20 protein-coding genes and 1 riboswitch are annotated in these 19787 nt (G+C 70.6%); of the genes, 11 read left to right on the top strand and 9 right to left on the bottom strand.

The features are described from left to right. Positions 1-88: 88 nt before the first annotated feature. Positions 89-334, bottom strand: coding sequence for a hypothetical protein (locus FDO69_RS34010; RefSeq protein ID WP_104786019.1), 246 nt, complete (start codon positions 332-334; stop codon positions 89-91). A 114-nt stretch (positions 335-448) separates the two neighbouring features. Between FDO69_RS34010 and FDO69_RS34005 the strand changes: the two genes are divergently transcribed. The 5 genes from FDO69_RS34005 to FDO69_RS33985 all read left to right on the top strand — a co-directional run bounded on the left by FDO69_RS34005 (position 449) and on the right by FDO69_RS33985 (position 3845). Beyond that, positions 449-1288 carry a helix-turn-helix domain-containing protein gene (locus FDO69_RS34005; protein WP_104786016.1) on the top strand — a complete coding sequence of 280 codons (840 nt, stop codon included), beginning with the start codon at positions 449-451 and terminating at the stop codon, positions 1286-1288. Then, entirely contained in the window at positions 1281-1463 is a 183-nt protein-coding gene (locus FDO69_RS34000) for a DUF397 domain-containing protein (RefSeq protein ID WP_324828167.1), read from the top strand. The genes FDO69_RS34005 and FDO69_RS34000 overlap by 8 nt, the downstream gene beginning before the upstream one ends. Before the next feature lie 251 nt (positions 1464-1714). Beyond that, positions 1715-2521, top strand: a complete 807-nt coding sequence (locus FDO69_RS33995) for a hypothetical protein (protein ID WP_104786011.1) — start codon at positions 1715-1717, stop codon at positions 2519-2521. A 59-nt stretch (positions 2522-2580) separates the two neighbouring features. Further along, entirely contained in the window at positions 2581-3261 is a 681-nt protein-coding gene (locus FDO69_RS33990) for a Uma2 family endonuclease (RefSeq protein ID WP_234388211.1), read from the top strand. Between the two features lie 14 nt (positions 3262-3275). Next, entirely contained in the window at positions 3276-3845 is a 570-nt protein-coding gene (locus tag FDO69_RS33985) for a hypothetical protein (RefSeq protein WP_104786204.1), read from the top strand. A gap of 4 nt (positions 3846-3849) precedes the next feature. On the opposite strand, the gene FDO69_RS33980 is transcribed toward FDO69_RS33985, so the two are convergent. The 6 genes from FDO69_RS33980 to thrC all read right to left on the bottom strand — a co-directional run bounded on the left by FDO69_RS33980 (position 3850) and on the right by thrC (position 11092). Further along, positions 3850-5403, bottom strand: coding sequence for a carboxylesterase/lipase family protein (locus FDO69_RS33980; RefSeq protein WP_104786009.1), 1554 nt, complete (start codon positions 5401-5403; stop codon positions 3850-3852). Between the two features lie 89 nt (positions 5404-5492). Then, entirely contained in the window at positions 5493-6620 is a 1128-nt protein-coding gene (locus FDO69_RS33975; RefSeq protein WP_104786007.1) for an NADH:flavin oxidoreductase, read from the bottom strand. A gap of 210 nt (positions 6621-6830) precedes the next feature. Beyond that, on the bottom strand, positions 6831-8453 hold the full coding sequence (gene groL / locus FDO69_RS33970; RefSeq protein WP_031103577.1) for a chaperonin GroEL: 1623 nt from the start codon (positions 8451-8453) through the stop codon (positions 6831-6833). A gap of 335 nt (positions 8454-8788) precedes the next feature. Beyond that, entirely contained in the window at positions 8789-8992 is a 204-nt protein-coding gene (locus FDO69_RS33965) for a cold-shock protein (protein WP_003949956.1), read from the bottom strand. Between the two features lie 446 nt (positions 8993-9438). Continuing rightward, complete coding sequence (locus FDO69_RS33960) at positions 9439-9714, bottom strand: MoaD/ThiS family protein (protein ID WP_003991133.1); 276 nt, start codon at positions 9712-9714, stop codon at positions 9439-9441. 91 nt (positions 9715-9805) lie between these two features. Then, positions 9806-11092 (bottom strand): threonine synthase, encoded by a 1287-nt coding sequence (gene thrC, locus FDO69_RS33955; protein WP_104786004.1) that lies wholly within the window; start codon positions 11090-11092, stop codon positions 9806-9808. A gap of 18 nt (positions 11093-11110) precedes the next feature. Next, positions 11111-11267, bottom strand: a riboswitch (SAM riboswitch). 180 nt (positions 11268-11447) lie between these two features. Here thrC and FDO69_RS33950 point away from each other — a divergent pair. From FDO69_RS33950 to otsB, 3 genes are all read left to right on the top strand, one after another. Continuing rightward, a complete protein-coding gene (locus tag FDO69_RS33950; RefSeq protein ID WP_104786001.1) occupies positions 11448-12392 on the top strand; it encodes a glucosyl-3-phosphoglycerate synthase in 945 nt (314 codons plus the stop codon). A 73-nt stretch (positions 12393-12465) separates the two neighbouring features. Beyond that, on the top strand, positions 12466-13854 hold the full coding sequence (locus FDO69_RS33945) for an alpha,alpha-trehalose-phosphate synthase (UDP-forming) (RefSeq protein ID WP_104785998.1): 1389 nt from the start codon (positions 12466-12468) through the stop codon (positions 13852-13854). 7 nt (positions 13855-13861) lie between these two features. Next, positions 13862-14800, top strand: coding sequence for a trehalose-phosphatase (gene otsB / locus FDO69_RS33940; RefSeq protein ID WP_104785995.1), 939 nt, complete (start codon positions 13862-13864; stop codon positions 14798-14800). Positions 14801-14904: 104 nt separating this feature from the next. On the opposite strand, the gene FDO69_RS33935 is transcribed toward otsB, so the two are convergent. Together FDO69_RS33935 and FDO69_RS33930 are read right to left on the bottom strand one after the other, a co-directional pair. Continuing rightward, entirely contained in the window at positions 14905-15150 is a 246-nt protein-coding gene (locus tag FDO69_RS33935; protein WP_104786203.1) for a DUF3263 domain-containing protein, read from the bottom strand. A gap of 40 nt (positions 15151-15190) precedes the next feature. After that, positions 15191-16444 (bottom strand): ABC transporter substrate-binding protein, encoded by a 1254-nt coding sequence (locus tag FDO69_RS33930; RefSeq protein ID WP_170320983.1) that lies wholly within the window; start codon positions 16442-16444, stop codon positions 15191-15193. Between the two features lie 129 nt (positions 16445-16573). Here FDO69_RS33930 and FDO69_RS33925 point away from each other — a divergent pair, with 129 nt between their 5' ends. The 3 genes from FDO69_RS33925 (at position 16574) to FDO69_RS33915 (ending at position 19776) form a co-directional block, all read left to right on the top strand. Continuing rightward, complete coding sequence (locus FDO69_RS33925; protein WP_104785989.1) at positions 16574-17515, top strand: ROK family protein; 942 nt, start codon at positions 16574-16576, stop codon at positions 17513-17515. After that, positions 17515-18726, top strand: coding sequence for an N-acetylglucosamine-6-phosphate deacetylase (gene nagA, locus FDO69_RS33920; RefSeq protein ID WP_199838349.1), 1212 nt, complete (start codon positions 17515-17517; stop codon positions 18724-18726). The genes FDO69_RS33925 and nagA overlap by 1 nt, the downstream gene beginning before the upstream one ends. A gap of 120 nt (positions 18727-18846) precedes the next feature. After that, positions 18847-19776: a 1-phosphofructokinase family hexose kinase gene (locus FDO69_RS33915; protein WP_104785986.1), complete on the top strand. Its 930-nt coding sequence runs from the start codon at positions 18847-18849 to the stop codon at positions 19774-19776. Positions 19777-19787 lie beyond the last annotated feature (11 nt).

Raw genomic sequence — 19787 nt, 5'->3', positions numbered from 1 at the left:
CGGTGGGGCGAACGCCGGCGTATGCGCGATACGCCTGTTCGACGGTGGTGAAGGGTGAATGGTTGTACATCCACCGTTGGCTATTACGTCACCGTGACTTCATCTCCCGGTTGACCTGCCGCACGCGAGCCCGCAGCGTCTCCCCCGCGGGCAACGAGCGCAGTACGTCGGTCAGGTGCTCGGCGGTCCGTACGTTGCACCGCCCGAGATCGACCAGCGCGAACGGCTCGTCGCTCGCGCCGGTCACCGGGTCGACATCCAGCGACGGCAACACGACCCCGACTCCGGCGAGCGCGTCCCGCAACGACTCCACGATCTCTTCGGTCGAGCGCACTTTTCCCTACCTCCACGCTGAGTTTGCGATTCGCCACACAGCGTGTCCGACGCGTCCCTAACCTGGCCAGATACGGCGGTCCAACAACCCGATCCGTACGACAGGGAGTTGCCCATGCCCGGTTCCAGGGACCTCGACCCGTCCTCCTCCCCCCGAGCCCTCCTGGGCGCCGAACTGCGCCACGCCCGCGAGAAGGCCGGCCTGAGCCAGGAGGAACTGGGCCAGCGGCTGTTCGTGAGCGGGTCGTTCATCGGGCAGCTGGAGGCGGGGACGCGGAGGCTGCAGCGGGAGTACGCGCGGTTGTTGGACGAGGTGCTGGGGACGGAGGATTTCTTCCAGCGGAATTGTGCGGCGGCGGCGAAGTCGAAGTACCGCGAGCACTTCGCAGAAGCAGCAGAGGTGGAGGCGCAGGCCGCGGCCATCAGGGAGTACACGTCGATGCTGATTCCCGGACTGCTCCAGACACCCGCCTACGCACGAGCCGTCAGCCGCGCTTACCAGCCCTCAGCGGCAGACGAGGTCATCGAGGCGCTGGTGACGGGCCGGATGGAGCGGGCCCGGATCCTCCGCGATCCAACAAAGCCTCTGTTGTGGACGGTGATTGACGAGGCCGCACTGCGCCGCGCGACGGGCGGGCGGGAGGTGATGGCGGGGGCTCTACGCCACCTCATCGGCCTAATCCGCCGGAACCGCGTCATCGTTCAGGTGCTGCCGTTCGACGCAGGGGCCCACCCGGGGATGCAGGGGTGCGTCAGGTTGATGGACTTCGACGACGCCCCTCCGCTCGCCTACCTGGAAGGGGTCGACACCGGGCAACTGGAGGACGACCCCGCCACCGTCGCGCGCTACAGGCTCTACTTCGAGCTCCTCACGGCTTCGGCGCTCTCGCCTGGGAAGTCCCTGGCCCTCCTCGATGCGATGACGCAGGATTACGACCATGAGGAACATGCCTGAGTGGTACAAGTCCAGCTACAGCGGCGGCACCGGCGACAACTGCCTGGAAGTCACCCAGGCAATCCCTGACGTCATCCCCGTCCGCGACTCCAAGTCCCCCCACGGCCCGAAGCTCGAGTTCCGGGCCGCCGCCTGGTCCGCTTTCGTCGAAAACCTCAAGGACGAGACGGCCTGAGCTTCGGGACCCGAGCTTCGAGCTCTCTTTTCAAGGAACGGGTGGAGAGCCTCAACCCACCCTCCCACCCGGTGAGTTGACGCGACGCATCCGGTTTGCCACGGACAGTCACCTACCTCTACCGTTCCTGGACAAGCAACAGCCCCCGCCCGGTGCTACCAACACCTGCGGGGGCTTAACCATCGAGATCGAAAGCAGTCGATCCCATGGCTGACGCCAACTTTAGTGCTGCCTCCCCGTCCGCGCACCCCATGGCGGGCCCGGGCTACGGCAAACGCACGACCCCCGGCCAACCCCCGCGCACGAACCACGACTTCGCCCACCTCCCACCCCGCGAAGCCGCCATCGCCGCGTACCTCGACCAGCTCCCCGACGGCGCCGACATCTCCGTGAAGACGCTGGCCAAACAGCTCCCGTACGGACAGTGCGCCCTCGGCACGGCCCTCAACCGCATCCAGCAGGCGGGGCACCTGCGCCGAGGCCGGGAGTGCATCACGGCCGACGACGGCAGCTCCCGATGGATCACCCGTTCGTGGTGGTCCCGTAGCGCCCGGGACGACGACTGGTGGGCCACCTTCACCCGCGGCGACGTACCGCGACAGTCAGCGCGCCCCACCCGCTCCCGCGCCCACATCCTCCTGGCCGCCCTCGGCCGCACCGCACCCGTGCTGTCCCTCTCCGACGCGGACTGCGCGACCCTCGCCCCACTCGTGACGGACTGGTTCGAACGGGGCGCCGCGGAGGACGACGTACTGCGTGCGCTCACCGCCGGCCTGCCGACGCCCGTCCACCACCCCGCCGCCCTGGTCCGCAACCGCCTGACCAGCAAACTCCCGCCCCCACCCACCCCACGGCCGCCCCTCCGGATCCTGGAGTGCGCGAACTGCGGCGCCCCGGGCCGTCCGGAAACCCTGCCAGGGGGACGTTGCAGCGCCTGCCGGGGCGAGCGTGCCCCCGCGCAACCCCCCGCGCCCCTGTCCGCCCCCACAGTCCACGACCACGCGGCCCAGATCCGCGCTGCGATGTCCCGACAACGACAAGAGAGGGCACACGCATGACGGCTCCTACGGTCCGGCGCCACCAGCCCGGGGCACGATGGAGGAAAGGAGGCGAAGCCATGACCCGAGACACGACCGACCGCCCGCAGATGGATGTCGAGGACTTCGACGAACTCGTGAGCAGGGCTCCGAGGGAGATCCGGAACAGGCTGGAGTTCCTGGGCGGGCGCCTGTGCATCCGGCACGGCCCGCTCGACGTGGACGAGTTCGAGGAGCTTGCCGCGGTAGCCCCCGAGACGGTGCGGCTCGAATACATCAATGGAAAGGTAGAGGTCAAAGCTGTGCCGGACGGCAACCACCGCTCGATCTTCATGTGGCTGCTGCGCCAGTGCATGCAGCACCGGCCTGACCTGGATCTCGTGCCCGAGTCCGGTGTCAAGGCCGAGGCCTACCGCAAGGGCCGCGCGCGCACGGACGGAACTCTGGTGCCAGTGGACCACTTCCGAGGCGATGGCGAGTGGTCGAACCCCGACGGATCGCTGATGGCCCTGGAGATCACCTCCCACGACCGCGACACCGACCAGCGCGACCGCATCGACAAGCCCGTCGGCTACGCGGCGGCCGACATCCCCGTCTACCTTCTCATCGACCGCGACAACAACACACTCACTGTCCACAGCGAGCCGAAAGACGGCCGCTACCAGCAGATCTCCCGACACCCCTGGGGCGCCACCGTCGAGCTCCCCGCCCCCGTGAACATCACCCTGGACACCGAGAAGCTCAAGGACTACGCCGACTGAGGACAATGGGCACCATGAACCACGCTCAGCTCACCGCCCTGGGCCGTGCCCTCCGTCTCCTCGGCGAGCACGGGGAGGCCCTGTCCGCCGACACCCCGGACGGCAAACTGCACGAGGTCAAAGCCGACCTGAAGCGCGCCCTGGACCTGCTGGACGAGAGTGTCACGGGCGCCGCGCCCACTACCCGCTGCCCCGAGCACCCGAACGGCCCGGTCGACGAGGCCGCCCCCGATCTGTGCCTGCTGTGCGAGACGCGCCGCAGGGCAGCCCGCCGGAACGAGTTCAACGGACCCGCCCCGCAGCAGCCGCAGACCGAGCCCACGCCGTCCCGCTACGGCGTGCGCGGCGACCGTCCCCAGCCCCAGCAGCGCTGGCTGGCAGAGCTGTGGAACGGCCAGGCCTGGCAGCTGTGCGGCACCCCGCGCCGGGACCGACGCGAGGCGGAGCTGTTCATCAACGCCCAGCGCAAGGCTCCCCGGGCCGCGATGGCGTACCGCCTGGTGCACGAGTTCACCGACTACGAGGTGCTGCGGGTGTGGGGGACACCCGTGCGGGTCGACATCGAGCCGATGGGCAACCTCTAGGCCCCTACAGCAGCGGCAGCGGCAGGAACTCGTACCCCTCCCACAGCCGCCGCGACGCCTCCTCCGGGTACGCCCGCACCTCCGGCTCCGCGTCCAGCACCTGCACCAGCCGCCGCTCGTCGTACGCCGGCCAGCCCGGGTCGCCCGTCCTCGCGAAGGACGTCCAGGACGCGCGGAAGCGGGACGACAGCGAAAGCGCCTCGGCGGACGGCTCCGTGCCCGCGAACAGCAGCAGCCCCAGGTCCGCCCCGTACGTGCCGAACAGCAGCGGGATGTCCAGGGCATGGCAGGCTCCGAGTGCGCCGCCGTTGCCCGGGGCCGGCCAGGTCAGTTCGCAGACGTGGGCGCGTCCGCCGCCCGCACGCTGCGCCTCGGCCAGGTGCAGGGAAGGCATGCTGAACAGCCAGTCCGTCTGGACGCGTTCGTACAGCTCGCTCGGTGAGGCCTCGGGGAAGGCCGCGCGGTAGGCCTGTTCGCCGTCGGGTCCGGGGGCGAACAGGCGCAGGGCCGAAGTCACCCTCTCGTCGGACATCCGGCCGAGTTGGCCCGCCATGGCGATGAAGAGGCGGTACTCGTCGCGGTTGTGACCGACGAGCAGCTCGACGTCCTTCGCGGAGCCCGACCTCAGCGCCTGCCACGGGCTCGTCGGCAGCACCTCGCCGTCGACCACCGGCGAGAACGGTGTGACCGTCGGCGCCGCCTGGCCCCAGCGGTCGATGTGCTGGGGCATCTTCGGGCCGAGCGTCTCACCCGCCGAGGTCAGCTTGCGCGGGGCGATCGTCGACAGGTCGGCGACCGTGGGACGCAGGCCCAGCTCCGCGGCGAGGGCCGTGCCGATGTCGCGGGCCAGGGCGTCGGAGAAGAACGTCCCCGGCACGCTCTGCGCGATCGCCCGGCGGAACAGTCCGGTCGCACGCGGCATGGAGAGCAGCGCGGCGATCGAACCGGCGCCCGCCGACTCGCCGAAGACCGTGACCTGGTCGGGGTCGCCGCCGAACGCCTCGACGTTGTCCCGCACCCACTCCAGCGCGGCCACCTGGTCGAGCAGGCCCCGGTTGGCGGGGGCTCCCTCGATGTGGGCGAAGCCCTCCATGCCCAGGCGGTAGTTGAGGGACACGACCACCAGGTCGCCGTCGGCGGCGATGTGCCGGGCGTCGTAGCCGGGGCTGCCGGAGTGGCCGAGCTTGTAGGCGCCGCCGTGGATCCACACCATCACCGGCCGTCGGGCCGCCGGGTCGGGCTCGGGCGTCCAGACGTTGACCGTGAGCCACTCGTCACCCTCGGGAAGGTCGAGCAGGCCCGGGCCGCCCAGGCTGCCGAGGTCCTGCGGGGGCGGCGGGCCGAAGGCGTGGGCCTCCCGTATGCCATCCCAGGGCCGGGCGGGGCGAGGCGCCTGGAAGCGGGCCTCGCCCACCGGCGGCTCGGCGAACGGAATGCCGCGGAAGACCGCGAGCCCCGCCTCCCTTCGGCCCCGGACCGCACCGGCGGTGGTGCGCACCACCGGTCCGGGCTGCCCTGCGGAACCGTCGTGCGGCGGGCGGGACTCGGTCGTCGTCATCTGGATCTCCTCACTCGGTGCCGGTGAACAGGCGCTCGGTCAGTGTCCTTGACTGACGCAAGCAGATCCAGACTCTCTGGCGAGGGAGGTCAGCTGAGGGTCTTCAGCGCCGCCGGGTTGTAGGGGGCCAGCTCCTCGAAGCGGCCGTCGAGCACCTTGCGGGCCCACTCGGGGTCCTGGAGCAGGGCGCGGCCGACGGCGACCATGTCGAACTCGTCGCGCTCGAAGCGGTCGAGGAGGTTGTCGAGGTCACCGACTTCGGCGCCCTGGCCCTGGAAGGACTTGAGGAAGTCGGTACCGTCCAGGCCGACCGAGCCGACGGTGATGGTGGGCTTGCCGGTGAGCTTCTTGGTCCAGCCGGCCAGGTTGAGGTCCGAGTCGTCGAACTCGGGGACCCAGTAGCGGCGGGTGGAGGCGTGGAAGGCGTCGACACCGGCGGCGGCCAGCGGGGCGAGGATGGACTCCAGCTCCTCCGGCGTCTCGGCGAGGCGGGCGCGGTAGGCCTCCTGCTTCCACTGGGAGTAGCGGAAGATGACGGGGAAGTCGGCGGAGACGTTCTCGCGGACGGCCGCGACGATCTCCTCCGAGAGCTTGGCGCGGGCGACCCGGTCGCCGCCGTAGGCGTCGGTGCGGCGGTTGGTGCCCTCCCAGAGGAACTGGTCGAGCAGGTAGCCGTGGGCGCCGTGGAGTTCGACACCGTCGAAGCCGATGCGCTCGGCGGCGGCCGCGGCCTCGGCGAACGCGCCGATCACGGCGTCGATGTCGGCCTGCGTCATGGCCTTGCCGGTGGGCTCGTCGCCGCCGATGCGCAGGCCGGAGGGGCCGACGGCCGGGGCGTCGGCGAACGGGGGCTCGCCCTGGTTGCGGACCATGCCGATGTGCCACAGCTGCGGCACGATCGTGCCGCCCGCGGCGTGCACCGCCTCGGCGACCTTCGCCCAGCCCGCGAGCTGCTCGTCGCCGTGGAACCGCGGCACGCTGTCGCTCTGCCCGGCCGACTCGTGGCCGACATAGGTGCCCTCGGTGACGATCAGGCCGACTCCGGCGGCGGCGCGGCGCGCGTAGTACGACACGACGTCCTCGCCGGGCACGCCGCCCGGGGAGAACATGCGGGTCATAGGCGCCATCGCGATCCGGTTCGGAACGGTCAGGCCGCCCAGCGTTACGGGCCGGGACAGGATTTCGGCGGCGCGGGAAGCGGAGGCGGCGACAGTCACGTGGGGGCTCACTTTCGGATACCGGGAGGTATGTGCATGCGCATAGGACGGACCTAACCTTCAACCATCCGGTCCCGCCCCGCCATCCCGGCCCCACTGTGATCCCGGCCACCCGCCCAGCAGGTGTCCCGGACACGCCCGAGGGCGGCACCTCCTGCCGGAACAGGAGGTGCCGCCCTCGGTAAGGACGTTGATCAACCCTGGGGTCGATCAGAAGTCCATGTCACCGCCCGGCATGCCGCCGCCGGCGGGCGCGGCGGCCTTCTCCGGCTTGTCGGCGATGACGGCCTCGGTGGTGAGGAACAGCGCGGCGATCGACGCGGCGTTCTGCAGGGCAGAGCGGGTCACCTTCGCCGGGTCGATGATGCCCTCGGCGATCATGTCGACGTACTCACCGGTCGCGGCGTTCAGGCCGTGACCGACGGGCAGGTTGCGCACCTTCTCGACGATGACGCCACCCTCGAGACCACCGTTGACGGCGATCTGCTTGAGCGGGGCCTCCAGGGCCAGCTTCACGGCGTTGGCGCCGGTCTGCTCGTCACCCTCCAGGTCCAGCTTCTCGAAGACCGAGGAGGCCTGGAGCAGGGCCACGCCACCACCGGCGACGATGCCCTCCTCGACGGCCGCCTTGGCGTTGCGCACGGCGTCCTCGATGCGGTGCTTGCGCTCCTTGAGCTCCACCTCGGTGGCGGCACCGGCCTTGATGACCGCGACACCGCCGGCGAGCTTCGCCAGGCGCTCCTGCAGCTTCTCGCGGTCGTAGTCCGAGTCGCTGTTCTCGATCTCGGCGCGGATCTGGTTGACCCGGCCGGCGACCTGGTCGGCGGAGCCGGCACCGTCGACGATGGTGGTCTCGTCCTTGGTGATGACGACCTTGCGGGCCTTGCCCAGCAGGTCGATCGTGGCGTTCTCCAGCTTGAGGCCGACCTCCTCGGAGATCACCTCGCCGCCGGTGAGGATGCCGATGTCCTGCAGCATCGCCTTGCGGCGGTCGCCGAAGCCCGGAGCCTTGACGGCGACGGACTTGAAGGTGCCGCGGATCTTGTTGACGACCAGGGTCGACAGGGCCTCGCCCTCGACGTCCTCGGCGATGATCAGCAGCGGCTTGCCCGACTGCATGACCTTCTCGAGGAGCGGCAGCAGGTCCTTGACGTTGCTGATCTTCGAGTTGGCGATCAGGATGTACGGGTCGTCGAGGACGGCCTCCATACGCTCCATGTCGGTGGCGAAGTACGCCGAGATGTAGCCCTTGTCGAAGCGCATACCCTCGGTGAGCTCCAGCTCCAGACCGAAGGTCTGGGACTCCTCGACGGTGATGACGCCTTCCTTGCCGACCTTGTCCATGGCCTCGGCGATGAGCTCGCCGATCTGGGTGTCGGCGGCGGAGATGGAGGCCGTGGAGGCGATCTGCTCCTTGGTCTCGACGTCCTTCGCCTGCTCCAGCAGGGCGGCGGAGACGGCCTCGACGGCACGCTCGATACCGCGCTTGAGGGCCATCGGGTTGGCGCCGGCGGCTACGTTGCGCAGACCCTCCTTGACCAGGGCCTGGGCGAGAACGGTCGCGGTGGTCGTACCGTCACCGGCGACGTCGTCCGTCTTCTTGGCGACTTCCTTGACCAGCTCGGCGCCGATCTTCTCGTACGGGTCCTCGAGCTCGATCTCCTTGGCGATGGAGACACCATCGTTGGTGATCGTGGGCGCGCCCCACTTCTTCTCGAGGACGACGTTGCGGCCCTTGGGGCCGAGCGTCACCTTGACGGCGTCCGCGAGCTGGTTCATGCCGCGCTCGAGGCCGCGCCGCGCCTCCTCGTCGAACGCGATGATCTTGGCCATGTGAAGTGGTCCCTCCAGGACTGGGGGTGATTACTTCGGACCGCGCCCGCGCCCGCGACGGACGGCTCGCTTGCCTCGTGGGTTCCTTCCCCCACTTGGCCTGCGGGCCTCACCGACCCGGTCCTTACGTTGTCACTCTCACCTTCAGAGTGCTAACGCAATGATTAGCACTCGACCCCTGCGAGTGCAAGCGCCTCCCGGGGATCGGGCAGGGGCGTCAGCCGCCCGCGAACACCGCCCCGCGGGCCGTTCGAACAGGCCGAAGGGCCCGCACCCCGGGGGGTACGGGCCCTTCTGAGAAGACCGGTCGCGTGAGCGTTGGTCGTGGTGCGCGTTCAGGCAGCGACGCGAACCATGTCGGCCTGCGGTCCCTTCTGGCCCTGCGAGATCTCGAACTCGACCCGCTGGCCCTCTTCAAGGGTGCGGTAGCCGTCCATCTGAATCGCGCTGTAGTGGACGAAAACATCCGCACCACCGTCGACCGCGATGAAGCCGTACCCCTTCTCCGCGTTGAACCACTTGACGGTGCCCTGAGCCATGCCTAACTCCCCTATTACTGGCCCTTGCACAGATCCACACTTCGTGAACCCGGGTCAGACCTCACCCCCCACGGTTGGGGGCGTGCGCCGGAACGCGTCGACCGCGGCTGAATGTATCTGTCCAACTGCCGTCTGCAACAGGTCAATCGGACGAGAATTCTGGACGCGCAGGGTCCGGAATGTGGGGAGAATTCGCCCGAATTCAGGGCAAGTCGGGCCACACAAAGGGAACAAAAGCCGCAAAAGACGTACACACTTTGGCTACATCTTGTCGGGCTCGTAGCGGGAATTCAGGGTTCCGATCAGGGAATCGGGACCGTGTTCCCCAACTGTACCCCGCTCAACCACACAGAATTGCCCCCTCCGCTTCTCTCACGGAGGGGGCAATTCGATAAACTCTCAGTGACTGTCGTTACCGAAGGTAACAATCAAGCCGGTCGACCGGTTCAGCCGCCGGCGACGGCGGGAATGATCGACACACCGGCACCGTCCGGCGTCGCCGTCTCAAGACCCTGCTCGAACCGCACGTCGTCGTCGTTGACGTAGACGTTGACGAACCGCCGCAGCTTGCCCTGGTCGTCCAGCACGCGGGCGGCGATCCCGGTGTGGTTCTTCTCCAGGTCGGCGATGACCTCGCCGAGGTTCGCGCCCTCGGCGGCGACCTCGGCCTGCCCGCCGGTGTAGGTACGCAGGATGGTGGGGATGCGAACGGTGACGCTCATGACTTCAATACCTCCGGTTGGGTAGCAGACCTGCTTTTAGGGGCGCGGGGAACTGCGCGATTAGCCCCCACCGGCCCGCAGGCGACAACGATCAGACGAGCCCAGCCTCACGGAACGAATCAAGGTTGGGACGGATCGTCGCGGTGAGCCCAGTCCCAGCCACCGCATCCAGCGTCTTCAGACCGTCACCCGTGTTCAGCACGACAATCGACTTCGACGGGTCCAGCAGCCCGTTCTCCAGCAGCTTCTTCGTCACGCCGACCGTCACCCCACCGGCGGTCTCCGCGAACACACCCTCGGTCCGCGCCAGCAGCTTGATCGCCTCGACGACCTGCTCGTCCGTCACGTCCTCCACCGCACCACCGGTCCGCCGCGCGATGTCCAGCACGTACGGCCCGTCCGCCGGGTTGCCGATGGCGAGGGACTTGGCGATGGTGTCCGGCTTCTGCGGACGCACCACGTCGTGCCCGGCCTTGAACGCCGTGGACACCGGCGAACAGCCGAGCGCCTGCGCACCGAAGATCTTGTACGGCTTGTCCTCGACCAGACCGAGCTTGATCAGCTCCTGCAGGCCCTTGTCGATCTTCGTGAGCTGCGAGCCGGAGGCGATCGGCACCACGAGCTGGTCCGGCAGCTGCCAGCCGAGCTGCTCACAGATCTCGTACGCCAGGGTCTTGGAACCCTCCGCGTAGTACGGCCGCAGGTTGACGTTGACGAAGCCCCAGCCCTCACCGGCCGGGTCGCCGATCAGCTCGGAGCAGAAGCGGTTCACGTCGTCGTAGTTGCCCTCGATGCCGACGAGCTCGCCGCCGTAGATCGCGGCCATGACGACCTTGCCCTGCTCCAGGTCGTGCGGGATGAACACGCAGGAGCGGAAGCCGGCGCGGGCCGCGGCGGCGCCCACCGCACCGGCGAGGTTGCCGGTGGAGGAGCAGGAGAGCGTGGTGAAGCCGAAGGCGCGGGCGGCCTCCAGGGCCTGGGCGACGACGCGGTCCTTGAAGGAGTGCGTCGGGTTGCCGGAGTCGTCCTTCACGAACAGCTTGCCGGCGTCGACACCCAGCTCGCGCGCGAGGTTGTCGGCCTTGACCAGCGCGGTCCAGCCCGGGTTGATGTTCGGCTTGTCCGCCACGTCGGCGGGGACGGGCAGCAGCGGGGCGTAGCGCCAGATGTTCGCGGGGCCCGCTTCGATGCGCTTGCGGAGCTCTTCGGTTTCGTAGGCCGAGAAGTCGTAGGCGATCTCCAGCGGGCCGAAACACTCCTGGCACGCGAAGACCGGGCCGAGGGGTACGCGGTGGCCGCACTCGCGGCAGCTGAGCGCTGCGGCGGGGCCGAGGTCTACGGTGGATTCAGTGGTGCTTGCAACAGTCTGCGCAGCCATGTGAGGCGAGGCCCTTTCTCCTCATCTTCCTCACGACGCATCTCGCCGTGAGACGGATTTGGCACCTTCCCGAGCCGGGAGCCTCGCGCGTGTGGTCGCCAGTGACCTACGAGTACCGACTGGAGGGTTGCCGGGGCTTCATCGGGCCGTTTCCCTCTGCCCCTCTGGATGAGCTGTATGTGGTTGTAGGCGGCGGGTGACCCCGGACATGCGATGGTCATCCGCCTTGTTCAAGACTGTAACCGACGACCAGGACAGTTGAGACAGTCGTCCGAACCGCGAGATGACTGTACCCGTCAGCCGCTACCGCGGCGGGCAGTCCGTCCCGCAGAGAGCACGCAAAGGAGCCGCCACGGTGCTGGAAGAAGTCGAACGCTGGCTGAGCACCCGTTCCTGGTCCGCGAACGAGCGCCCGCTCCACCAGATTCTCGCCGCCAAGCAGCGCACGGGCCAGACGGTCAGTGTCGTGCTGCCCGCGCTCAACGAGGAGGCGACGGTCGGCGACATCGCCTCCGTCATCCGTCATGATCTGATGCGGCAGGTCCCGCTCGTCGACGAGCTGGTCGTCGTCGACTCGGGGTCGACCGACCGTACGTCCGAGGTGGCCGCCGCCGCGGGCGCGCGGGTGGTGCACCGGGACGGGATACTCCCGCGGCTGCCCGCCGTGCCCGGCAAGGGCGAGGTGCTGTGGCGTTCGTTGCTCGTCACCCGCGGGGACATCGTCTGCTTCGTCGACGCGGACCTGAGGGACTTCTCGTCCGACTTCGTCTCGGGGATCGTGGGCCCGCTGCTCACGGACCCGGACGTGGACCTGGTGAAGGCCATGTACGACCGCCCGCTCGCCGGCGCAGCCGGGCAGGGCGGCCGGGTCACCGAGCTGATGGCGCGCCCGCTGCTCAACATGCACTGGCCGCAGCTGGCCGGCTTCGTGCAGCCGCTCGGCGGCGAGTACGCGGCCCGCCGCTCGCTGCTGGAGCAGCTGCCGTTCCCGGTCGGGTACGGCGTGGAGCTGGGCATGCTGGTGGACGCCCTGCACCTGGCGGGCCTGGACGCCCTCGCCCAGGTGGACGTGGGGGTGCGCAAGCACCGGCACCAGGACGGGCAGGCGCTGGGCCGGATGGCCGCCGCGATCTACCGCACGGCCCAGTTGCGGCTGGCGCGCGGGCATCTGATCCGGCCGTCCCTGACCCAGTTCGAGCGGGGGGCGGACGGCTTCGAGCCGCGGACGTACTCCGTGGACACCGAGGAGCGTCCGCCGATGGTGGAGATCGCCGAGTACCAGGCGCGGAAGGCGGCCTGACCGGGGCCGTTTTCGGCCGGGCGCGGCAGATCCGCACGTTTGAGCGTTCGGGGGCCGGGCTAGGTTGAGGTTTATGGCTTCGACGTACGGTGCTGCACAGGTGCTGGTGGCCTCCAACCGTGGCCCGGTCTCGTACACGGTGGGCGAGGACGGTTCGCTGGACGCCAAGCGGGGCGGCGGCGGGCTGGTCTCCGGGCTCTCCGCGATCGGCTCGGACGCGGACGCGCTGTGGGTGTGCTCGGCGCTCTCCGACGGCGACCGGGAGGCGGTGCGGCGGGGCGTCGGCGAGGACGGCGTGCGGATGCTGGACATCCCGGCCGACGTGCACGCCGACGCGTACAACGGCATCGCCAACTCGGTCCTGTGGTTCGTGCACCACATGCTCTACCAGACGCCGCTGGAGCCCGTCTTCGACACGGAGTTCCGGCGGCAGTGGGCGTCCTACGAGGCGTACAACCGGGCGTTCGCCGAGGCACTGGCCGAGGAGGCCGGGCAGGGCGCGGCGGTCGTGGTGCAGGACTACCACCTGACGCTGGTGCCGGGCATGCTCCGCGAGCTGCGGCCCGACCTGCGTATCGGGCATTTCTCGCACACGCCGTGGGCGCCGCCGGAGTACTTCCGGATGCTGCCGGACGACGTGGCCGGGCAGGTGCTGCGCGGCATGCTCGGCGCGGACCGGCTGGGCTTCCTCACCGAGCGGTGGGCGGAGGCGTTCACCGCCTGCGCCGAGCGGTTCGCGGGCGGGCTCGGCGGCACCAGGGTCGGGGTGCACGGCCTCGGCGCCGACGCGGACTTCCTGCGGGGGCGGGCCCACGAGCCGGACGTCGAGGAGCGGATGGCCGCGCTGCGGCAGGAGATCGGCGAGGGCCGCCGCACCATCGTCCGGGTGGACCGCACCGAGCTGTCCAAGAACATCGTGCGCGGCCTGCTGGCCTACCGGCGGCTGCTGGAGGCGCACGCCGAGTGGCGCGAGCAGGTGGTGCACGTCGCCTTCGCCTACCCCTCCCGGCAGGACCTCGCGGTGTACCGGGACTACACGGCCGAGGTGCAGCGGCTCGCCGACGAGATCAACGCCGAGTACGGCACGCCGGGCTGGAAGCCGGTCGTCCTGCACGTCAAGGACGACTTCGCCCGCTCGCTCGCCGCCTACCGGCTGGCCGACGTGGCCCTCGTCAACCCCATCCGCGACGGCATGAACCTCGTCGCCAAGGAGGTCCCGGTCGTCTCCGACGGGGGCTGCGCGCTGGTGCTGTCGCGGGAGGCCGGGGCGCACGAGGAGCTGGGCGAGGACGCGATCACGGTGAACCCCTACGACGTGACGGGCACGGCGACGGCCCTGCACGAGGCGCTGTCGATGCGCCCGGAGGAACGCGCCGAACGCACCAAGCGCCTGGCCGCGGCGGCGACGGCCCTGCCACCGGCCCAGTGGTTCCTGGACCAGCTCGACGCGCTGAGGGGCTGAGAACCGGATGAGCAGCCAGAGGGGCGCGTCGGGCCGGGGCCCGGCCAACGACTCATCGACCGCGCGGCGCGGGCAGGGCGGCCTGCCCCGGCCCGACGCGGCGGCCCCGCCGTACGCCCCCGACGCAGGCACCCTCCCAACCCCTGCCACGCCTGCCGGGCAGGACGGACTCGCCGCTCTCCTCGCGCAGCCCGGCAAGGCCCTGATCGCCCTGGATTTCGACGGGACGCTCGCGCCGATCGTCGCCGACCCTGAGCGGGCCCGGGCCCACCCCGAGGCACTCCCCGCGCTGACCTCGCTCGCCCCGAAGGTCGCCGCCATCGCCGTGATCACCGGCCGGCCCGCCGAGGTCGCCGTGCGCAACGGCGGCTTCGCGGACGTGCCGGGCCTCGAGCACCTGGTCGTCCTCGGGCACTACGGCGCCGAGCGGTGGGACGCCCGCAGCGGCAAGGTCACCGCACCCGACCCGCACCCCGGCGTCGGCGCCGTCCGCGCCGAGCTGCCCGGGCTGCTCGAAGGGAGCGGGACCTGGGTGGAGGACAAGGGCCGGGCGGTGGCGGTGCACACCCGCCGGGCCGCCGACCCGCAGGCCGCCTTCGAGGCCCTGCGCGAGCCGCTCACGGACCTGGCGACCCGGCACGGCCTGATCGTCGAGCCCGGCCGCATGGTCCTCGAACTGCGCCCACCCGGCATGGACAAGGGCGTCGCCCTGAGCGAGTTCGCCCGGGAGATCGCCGCCGGCTCCGTCCTCTACGCCGGCGACGACCTCGGCGACCTGCCCGCCTACACCGCCGTGGACACCCTCCGCACGACCGGCACCCCGGGCCTGCTGGTGTGCAGCGGCAGCGACGAGGTGACGGAACTCAGGGACCGGGCGGACGTGGTGGTGGACGGCCCGGAGGGGGTCGTTGAGTTGCTGAGGGCCTTGGCGGACCGGATCGGCTGAAGGACACGTCCCTCCAGGGGCGCGGGGAACTGCGCGAACAACCACGACGCAACCGCACCCGCACGACGGCCGGAAGCCCCCCCCCGCCCCTCACCGCTCAACCCTCACCGCTCGGACCGACGCCGCTCCCGAACACGCCGCAACCGATTCACCGTCACAGGATCATGCGCCAACGCCCGAGCGTCATCCAGCAGGGCATTGAGCAGCTGGTAGTAACGAACAGGCGCGAGGTCCAGCTCCTCACGTATCGCCCGCTCCTTCGCCCCGGGCCCGGGAAAGCCCCGGCGTTCGAGCGCGAGAATGTCCCGCTCCCTGCGCCCGAGCCCCCGCTCACCCGTCTCCTCGTCCATACCCGGCACCGTAACGCCCGCCACCGACAGCACAGCGAAGCTACTCCGCGCTCTCCGCCCGGGTCGCCGCCGCCTGGAGGGTGCCGAGGACGCCCGAGGGGCTGCCACCGGGCGCGACGGCCTTGCCGATCCGCCCCTTGACCTGGGAAGCGACGTCGGCCCAGGACGTCTTGCCGACCGGGTAGAGCTCGGAGGACAGCAGCTCCTCCAGGAACGGCTTGAGGTGCCGGTCCTCCTCGGACGCGGCCATGGTGCGGGACGCGGAGGAGGTGACCGGCAGCAGGTCGTACTCGCGGGAGAAGGCCAGCACGTTCTTCTCGCTGTAGACGAAGTCGAGGAAGTCGCCCACCTGGTCGCGGTGGCCGTTCTTGCGGAACGCCGTCATCCAGTCGGAGACGCCGAGCGTGGACCTGCTCGGGCCCTCGTGGCCCGGCGTGGGCACCATCCCGTACTTGACGCCGCCCTTGGCGGCGATCTTCATCAGCGACGGGTGGCCGTCGAGCATGCCGACCTCGCCCTTGGCGAAGGCGGCGAACGCCGCGGCCCGGTTGAGCTCGCCCGGCGCGACCGGCCCGGTCAGGCCCTTGCCGACCAGGTCCTTCTTCAGCCAGGAGAAGGTGTCGATGTTCTCCGGGGAGTCGATGGCGTAGCTGTCGACGCTGTCGGTGTAGCCGCCCCCGCCGCTGAGCATCCACTGCATGGTCTCGGCCTGCGCCTCCTCCGGGCCGAGGGGCAGCGCGTACGGGTACTTCACACCCTCCGCCTTGAGCGCCTCGGCGTCCTCGGCCAGGTCGTTCCAGGACTCGGGCGGGGTGATGCCGGCCTTGGCGAAGAGGGTCTTGTTGTAGAAGAGCACCCGCGTGGAGGCGGCGAACGGCATCCCGTACTGCACGCCCTTCACCTGGCCCGCGGAGGCCAGCTGCCCGACGAAGTCCGCCTGCACGGGTATGGAGAGCAGGTCGTCGGCCTTGTAGAGCTGGTTCTTGGCCGCGTAGTCGGCGTACGCGCCGATCTGCGCCATGTCCGGCGGGTCACCGGCGGCGACCATCTCCCGGACCTTGCGGTCGACGTCGTTCCAGGAGTAGACGCTGACGTCGATCTCGACGTCGGGGTGGTCGGCCTCGTACTCGTCGGCGAGCTTGTCCCAGTACTTCTTCGAGCTGTTGGCCGCGTTGTCGCCGTAGTCGGCGGCGACCAGTTTCAGGGTCACGTCGGCCGAGCCGCCCGTGAGGCCGCAGCCGCCGAGGACCGCCGTCATGCCCAGTGCGGACACCACCGCGATCGTTCCTGCCATCCGCCGCTGCACTGCTGTTCTTCCCCAACCCCGGCGTCACCGCCGCCAAACCATTTCGATATCCGGAACAAGGTCTACACCACGTGAGTGGACTAGACCTCTCGCGGGTCCCCGGGTCACACTGTTCCCGTGAGACATGTCATCGCCCTCGACGTGGGCGGCACCGGAATGAAGGCCGCTCTGGCCGGGCCGGGGGGCGAGGTGCTGCACCGTGCCCGCCGGGCCACCGGACGCGCCCAGGGGCCGGACGCCGTCGTCGCGGGCATCCTCGACTTCGCCGAAGAGCTGCGCGCGTACGGCACCGAACACTTCGGCACGCCCGCGTCCGCCGCCGGCGTCGCCGTCCCCGGCATCGTCGACGAGGCCCGGGGCGTCGCCGCCTACGCGGCCAACCTCGGCTGGCGCGACGTCCCCCTGCGCGACCTGCTGGCGCAGCGGCTGGGCGTGCCCGTAGCCCTCGGCCACGACGTGCGCACCGGCGGTCTCGCCGAGGGGCGGGTCGGCGCGGGCCGGGGCGCGGACCGGTTCCTGTTCGTGGCACTGGGCACCGGCATCGCGGGCGCCATCGGCGTCGACGGCCGGGTCGAGGCGGGCGCGCACGGCTTCGCGGGCGAGATCGGCCACATCGTCGTACGCCCCGGCGGGGCGCCCTGCCCGTGCGGACAGCGCGGCTGCCTGGAGCGCTTCGCCTCGGCGGCGGCCGTGAGCGGGGCCTGGGCCGCGGCCTCCGGCGACCCGGGGGCGGACGCGGCGGACTGCGCGAAGGCGGTGGACTCCGGCGACCCGAGGGCCGAGGCGGTCTGGCAACAGGCCGTCGACGCCCTGGCGGACGGCCTGGTCACCGCCCTGACGTTGCTGGACCCCCGCATTTTGATCATCGGCGGCGGGTTGGCGGAAGCGGGAGAGACCCTGTTCACGCCGTTGAGGGAGGCCATCCGGCAGCGGGTCACCTTCCAGAAACAGCCGTCACTCGTCCCGGCGGCGCTGGGTGACACGGCCGGATGTCTCGGTGCCGGGCTCCTGGCCTGGGATCTCCTCGACCACACCGACCGCATGGAGGTAACGCCCTGATGGCAGCGGACTCAGGGGCGCGGGGAACTGCGCGACCAGCCACACACCACCCGCACCCCGCGACGGCCGGACACCCCACGATCCTCACCGGTGCGACCGTCGTCCTCCCCACAGGACCCGTCGAAAACGGCCAGGTGACCGTCGACGGCACCCGCATCACCCGGTCGGCACCGGAAAACGCCCAGGTCATCGACGTGACCGGCCACTACGTCATCCCCGGCTTCGTCGACCTGCACAACCACGGCGGCGGCGGAGCCTCCTTCACCTCCGGCACGGTCGGCGACATCCTCAAGGGCATCCACACCCACCGCCTGCACGGCACCACCACCCTGGTCGCCTCCACCGTCACCGGCGACATGGAGAGCCTCACCCGCCGCGCCGGTCTGCTGAGCGAACTCGCCGAGCAGGGCGAGATCGCCGGCATCCACTTCGAGGGACCCTTCATCTCCCCCTGCCGCAAGGGCGCCCACTCCGAGGCACTCCTGCGCGACCCGCACCCCGCGGACGTCCGCAAGCTGATCGACGCGGCCCGGGGCCGGGCCAGGATGCTCACCCTCGCCACCGAACTCCCCGGCGGCCTGGACTCCGTACGCCTGCTCGCCGACCACGGCGTGATCGCTGCGATCGGCCACACGGACGCCACGTACGAGCAGACGGTGGAGGCCATCGACGCGGGCGCCACCGTCGCCACCCACCTCTTCAACGCGATGCCGCCGCTCGGCCACCGCTCCCCCGGCCCGATCGCCGCGCTCCTGGAGGACGACCGGATCACGGTCGAGCTGATCAACGACGGCACGCACCTCCACCCCGCCGCGCTGCAACTGGCGTTCCACCGTGCGGGCGCGGACCGGGTCGCCTTCATCACGGACGCGATGGACGCGGCCGGTTTCGGCGACGGCCGCTACTGGCTGGGCCCGCTGGAGGTGGAGGTCGCGGACGGCGTGGCCCGGCTGGTGGAGGACGGCACGATCGCCGGCTCGACCCTCACCCAGGACCGCGCGTTCCAGCGGGCGGTCACGGTCGACGGCCTCACCGTCGAGGACGCGGTGACGGCCCTCTGCGCCAACCCGGCCCGGCTGCTCGGCCTGGCCGACACGATCGGCTCACTGGAGCCCGGAAAATACGCCGACCTGCTGATCCTGGACTCCACCTACGAGTTGAAGGGCGTGATGCGCCGGGGCGAATGGGTGGTCCCTCCCCAACTGGGCTGATCCGTCCCGCAGTCGGGAGACGGTGGCCGACTCCAGGACTGGGCCGACCGCCGTCTCTTTGGCATGATCGGGCTACCTGCACGTTCACGTCGGCACGCACATCGGGGGAGGTCGGCCCGGGTGATCCTCACGGTCACACTGAACACCGCTCTCGACATCACCTACCGCGTCCCCTCCCTCCGGCCGCACGCCTCCCACCGCGTCTCCGAGGTGACGGAACGCCCCGGCGGCAAGGGGCTCAACGTGGCCCGGGTGCTGGCGGCGCTCGGGCACGAGGTGACGGTGACGGGATTCACGGGCGGGGCGACGGGCCGGGTCGTGCAGGAGCAGCTCGCGGCGGTGCCGGGGGTGGTGGACGCGCTGGTCCCGGTGTCGGGCGCGACCCGCCGCACGGTCGCCGTGGTCGACGAGCGCACCGGCGACACGACGCAGCTCAACGAACCCGGCCCGACGATCACACCCTCCGAATGGTCGTCCTTCCAGGAGGCCTACGAGGCCCTGCTCCCGTCCGTCTCCGCGGTGGCCCTGTGCGGCAGCCTGCCGCCGGGCGTCCCGGTGGGGGCGTACGCGGGACTGGTCCGCACGGCCCGCTCCTTCGCGGTCCCGGTCCTCCTGGACACCAGCGGCGAGCCCCTGCGCCGGGGCGTCGCGGCCCGCCCGGACATCATCAAGCCGAACGCCGACGAACTGGCGGAACTCACGGGCTCCCACGACCCACTCCGCGCGACCCAGGACGCCCGCCGCCGAGGCGCGGCCGCGGTGGTCGCGTCCCTCGGCCCGGAGGGCCTCCTGGCAGTCACCCGGGAAGGCCGCTGGCGTGCGCTCCCCCCTACCTCGCTACGAGGCAATCCGACGGGCGCGGGCGACGCGGCGGTGGCAGGCCTGCTCTCGGGCTTGTCGGACCGACTCCCCTGGCCGACCCGCCTCATCCGGGCGACGGCCCTGGCGGCGGCGACGGTGACAGCACCGGTGGCCGGGGAGTTCGACCGGGGGGTTTATGAGGAGCTGCTGGGGCGGGTGTCGGTGTCGGGAGAGGTCAGCGCGGCGTGAGCCCGGTTCAC

The organism is Streptomyces tibetensis (genome assembly GCF_007655005.1).
GTDB lineage: Bacteria > Actinomycetota > Actinomycetes > Streptomycetales > Streptomycetaceae > Streptomyces > Streptomyces tibetensis.
Note: the sequence above shows the minus strand (reverse complement) of the source record. Positions and strands in the feature narration are given on the sequence as shown.

What these genes read in the sequence shown, in the direction of transcription:
- FDO69_RS33945 (WP_104785998.1), top strand. Translation starts at nt 12,466, where the DNA reads ATGGCTTCGACGTACGGTGCTGCACAGGTGCTGGTGGCCTCCAACCGT.
- groL (WP_031103577.1), bottom strand. Translation starts at nt 8,453, where the DNA reads ATGGCCAAGATCATCGCGTTCGACGAGGAGGCGCGGCGCGGCCTCGAG.
- otsB (WP_104785995.1), top strand. Translation starts at nt 13,862, where the DNA reads ATGAGCAGCCAGAGGGGCGCGTCGGGCCGGGGCCCGGCCAACGACTCA.
- FDO69_RS33930 (WP_170320983.1), bottom strand. Translation starts at nt 16,444, where the DNA reads ATGGCAGGAACGATCGCGGTGGTGTCCGCACTGGGCATGACGGCGGTC.
- FDO69_RS33990 (WP_234388211.1), top strand. Translation starts at nt 2,581, where the DNA reads ATGACCCGAGACACGACCGACCGCCCGCAGATGGATGTCGAGGACTTC.
- FDO69_RS33960 (WP_003991133.1), bottom strand. Translation starts at nt 9,714, where the DNA reads ATGAGCGTCACCGTTCGCATCCCCACCATCCTGCGTACCTACACCGGC.
- FDO69_RS34005 (WP_104786016.1), top strand. Translation starts at nt 449, where the DNA reads ATGCCCGGTTCCAGGGACCTCGACCCGTCCTCCTCCCCCCGAGCCCTC.
- FDO69_RS33965 (WP_003949956.1), bottom strand. Translation starts at nt 8,992, where the DNA reads ATGGCTCAGGGCACCGTCAAGTGGTTCAACGCGGAGAAGGGGTACGGC.
- thrC (WP_104786004.1), bottom strand. Translation starts at nt 11,092, where the DNA reads ATGGCTGCGCAGACTGTTGCAAGCACCACTGAATCCACCGTAGACCTC.
- FDO69_RS33985 (WP_104786204.1), top strand. Translation starts at nt 3,276, where the DNA reads ATGAACCACGCTCAGCTCACCGCCCTGGGCCGTGCCCTCCGTCTCCTC.
- nagA (WP_199838349.1), top strand. Translation starts at nt 17,515, where the DNA reads ATGGCAGCGGACTCAGGGGCGCGGGGAACTGCGCGACCAGCCACACAC.
- FDO69_RS33995 (WP_104786011.1), top strand. Translation starts at nt 1,715, where the DNA reads ATGGCGGGCCCGGGCTACGGCAAACGCACGACCCCCGGCCAACCCCCG.
- FDO69_RS34000 (WP_324828167.1), top strand. Translation starts at nt 1,281, where the DNA reads ATGCCTGAGTGGTACAAGTCCAGCTACAGCGGCGGCACCGGCGACAAC.
- FDO69_RS33935 (WP_104786203.1), bottom strand. Translation starts at nt 15,150, where the DNA reads ATGGACGAGGAGACGGGTGAGCGGGGGCTCGGGCGCAGGGAGCGGGAC.
- FDO69_RS33980 (WP_104786009.1), bottom strand. Translation starts at nt 5,403, where the DNA reads ATGACGACGACCGAGTCCCGCCCGCCGCACGACGGTTCCGCAGGGCAG.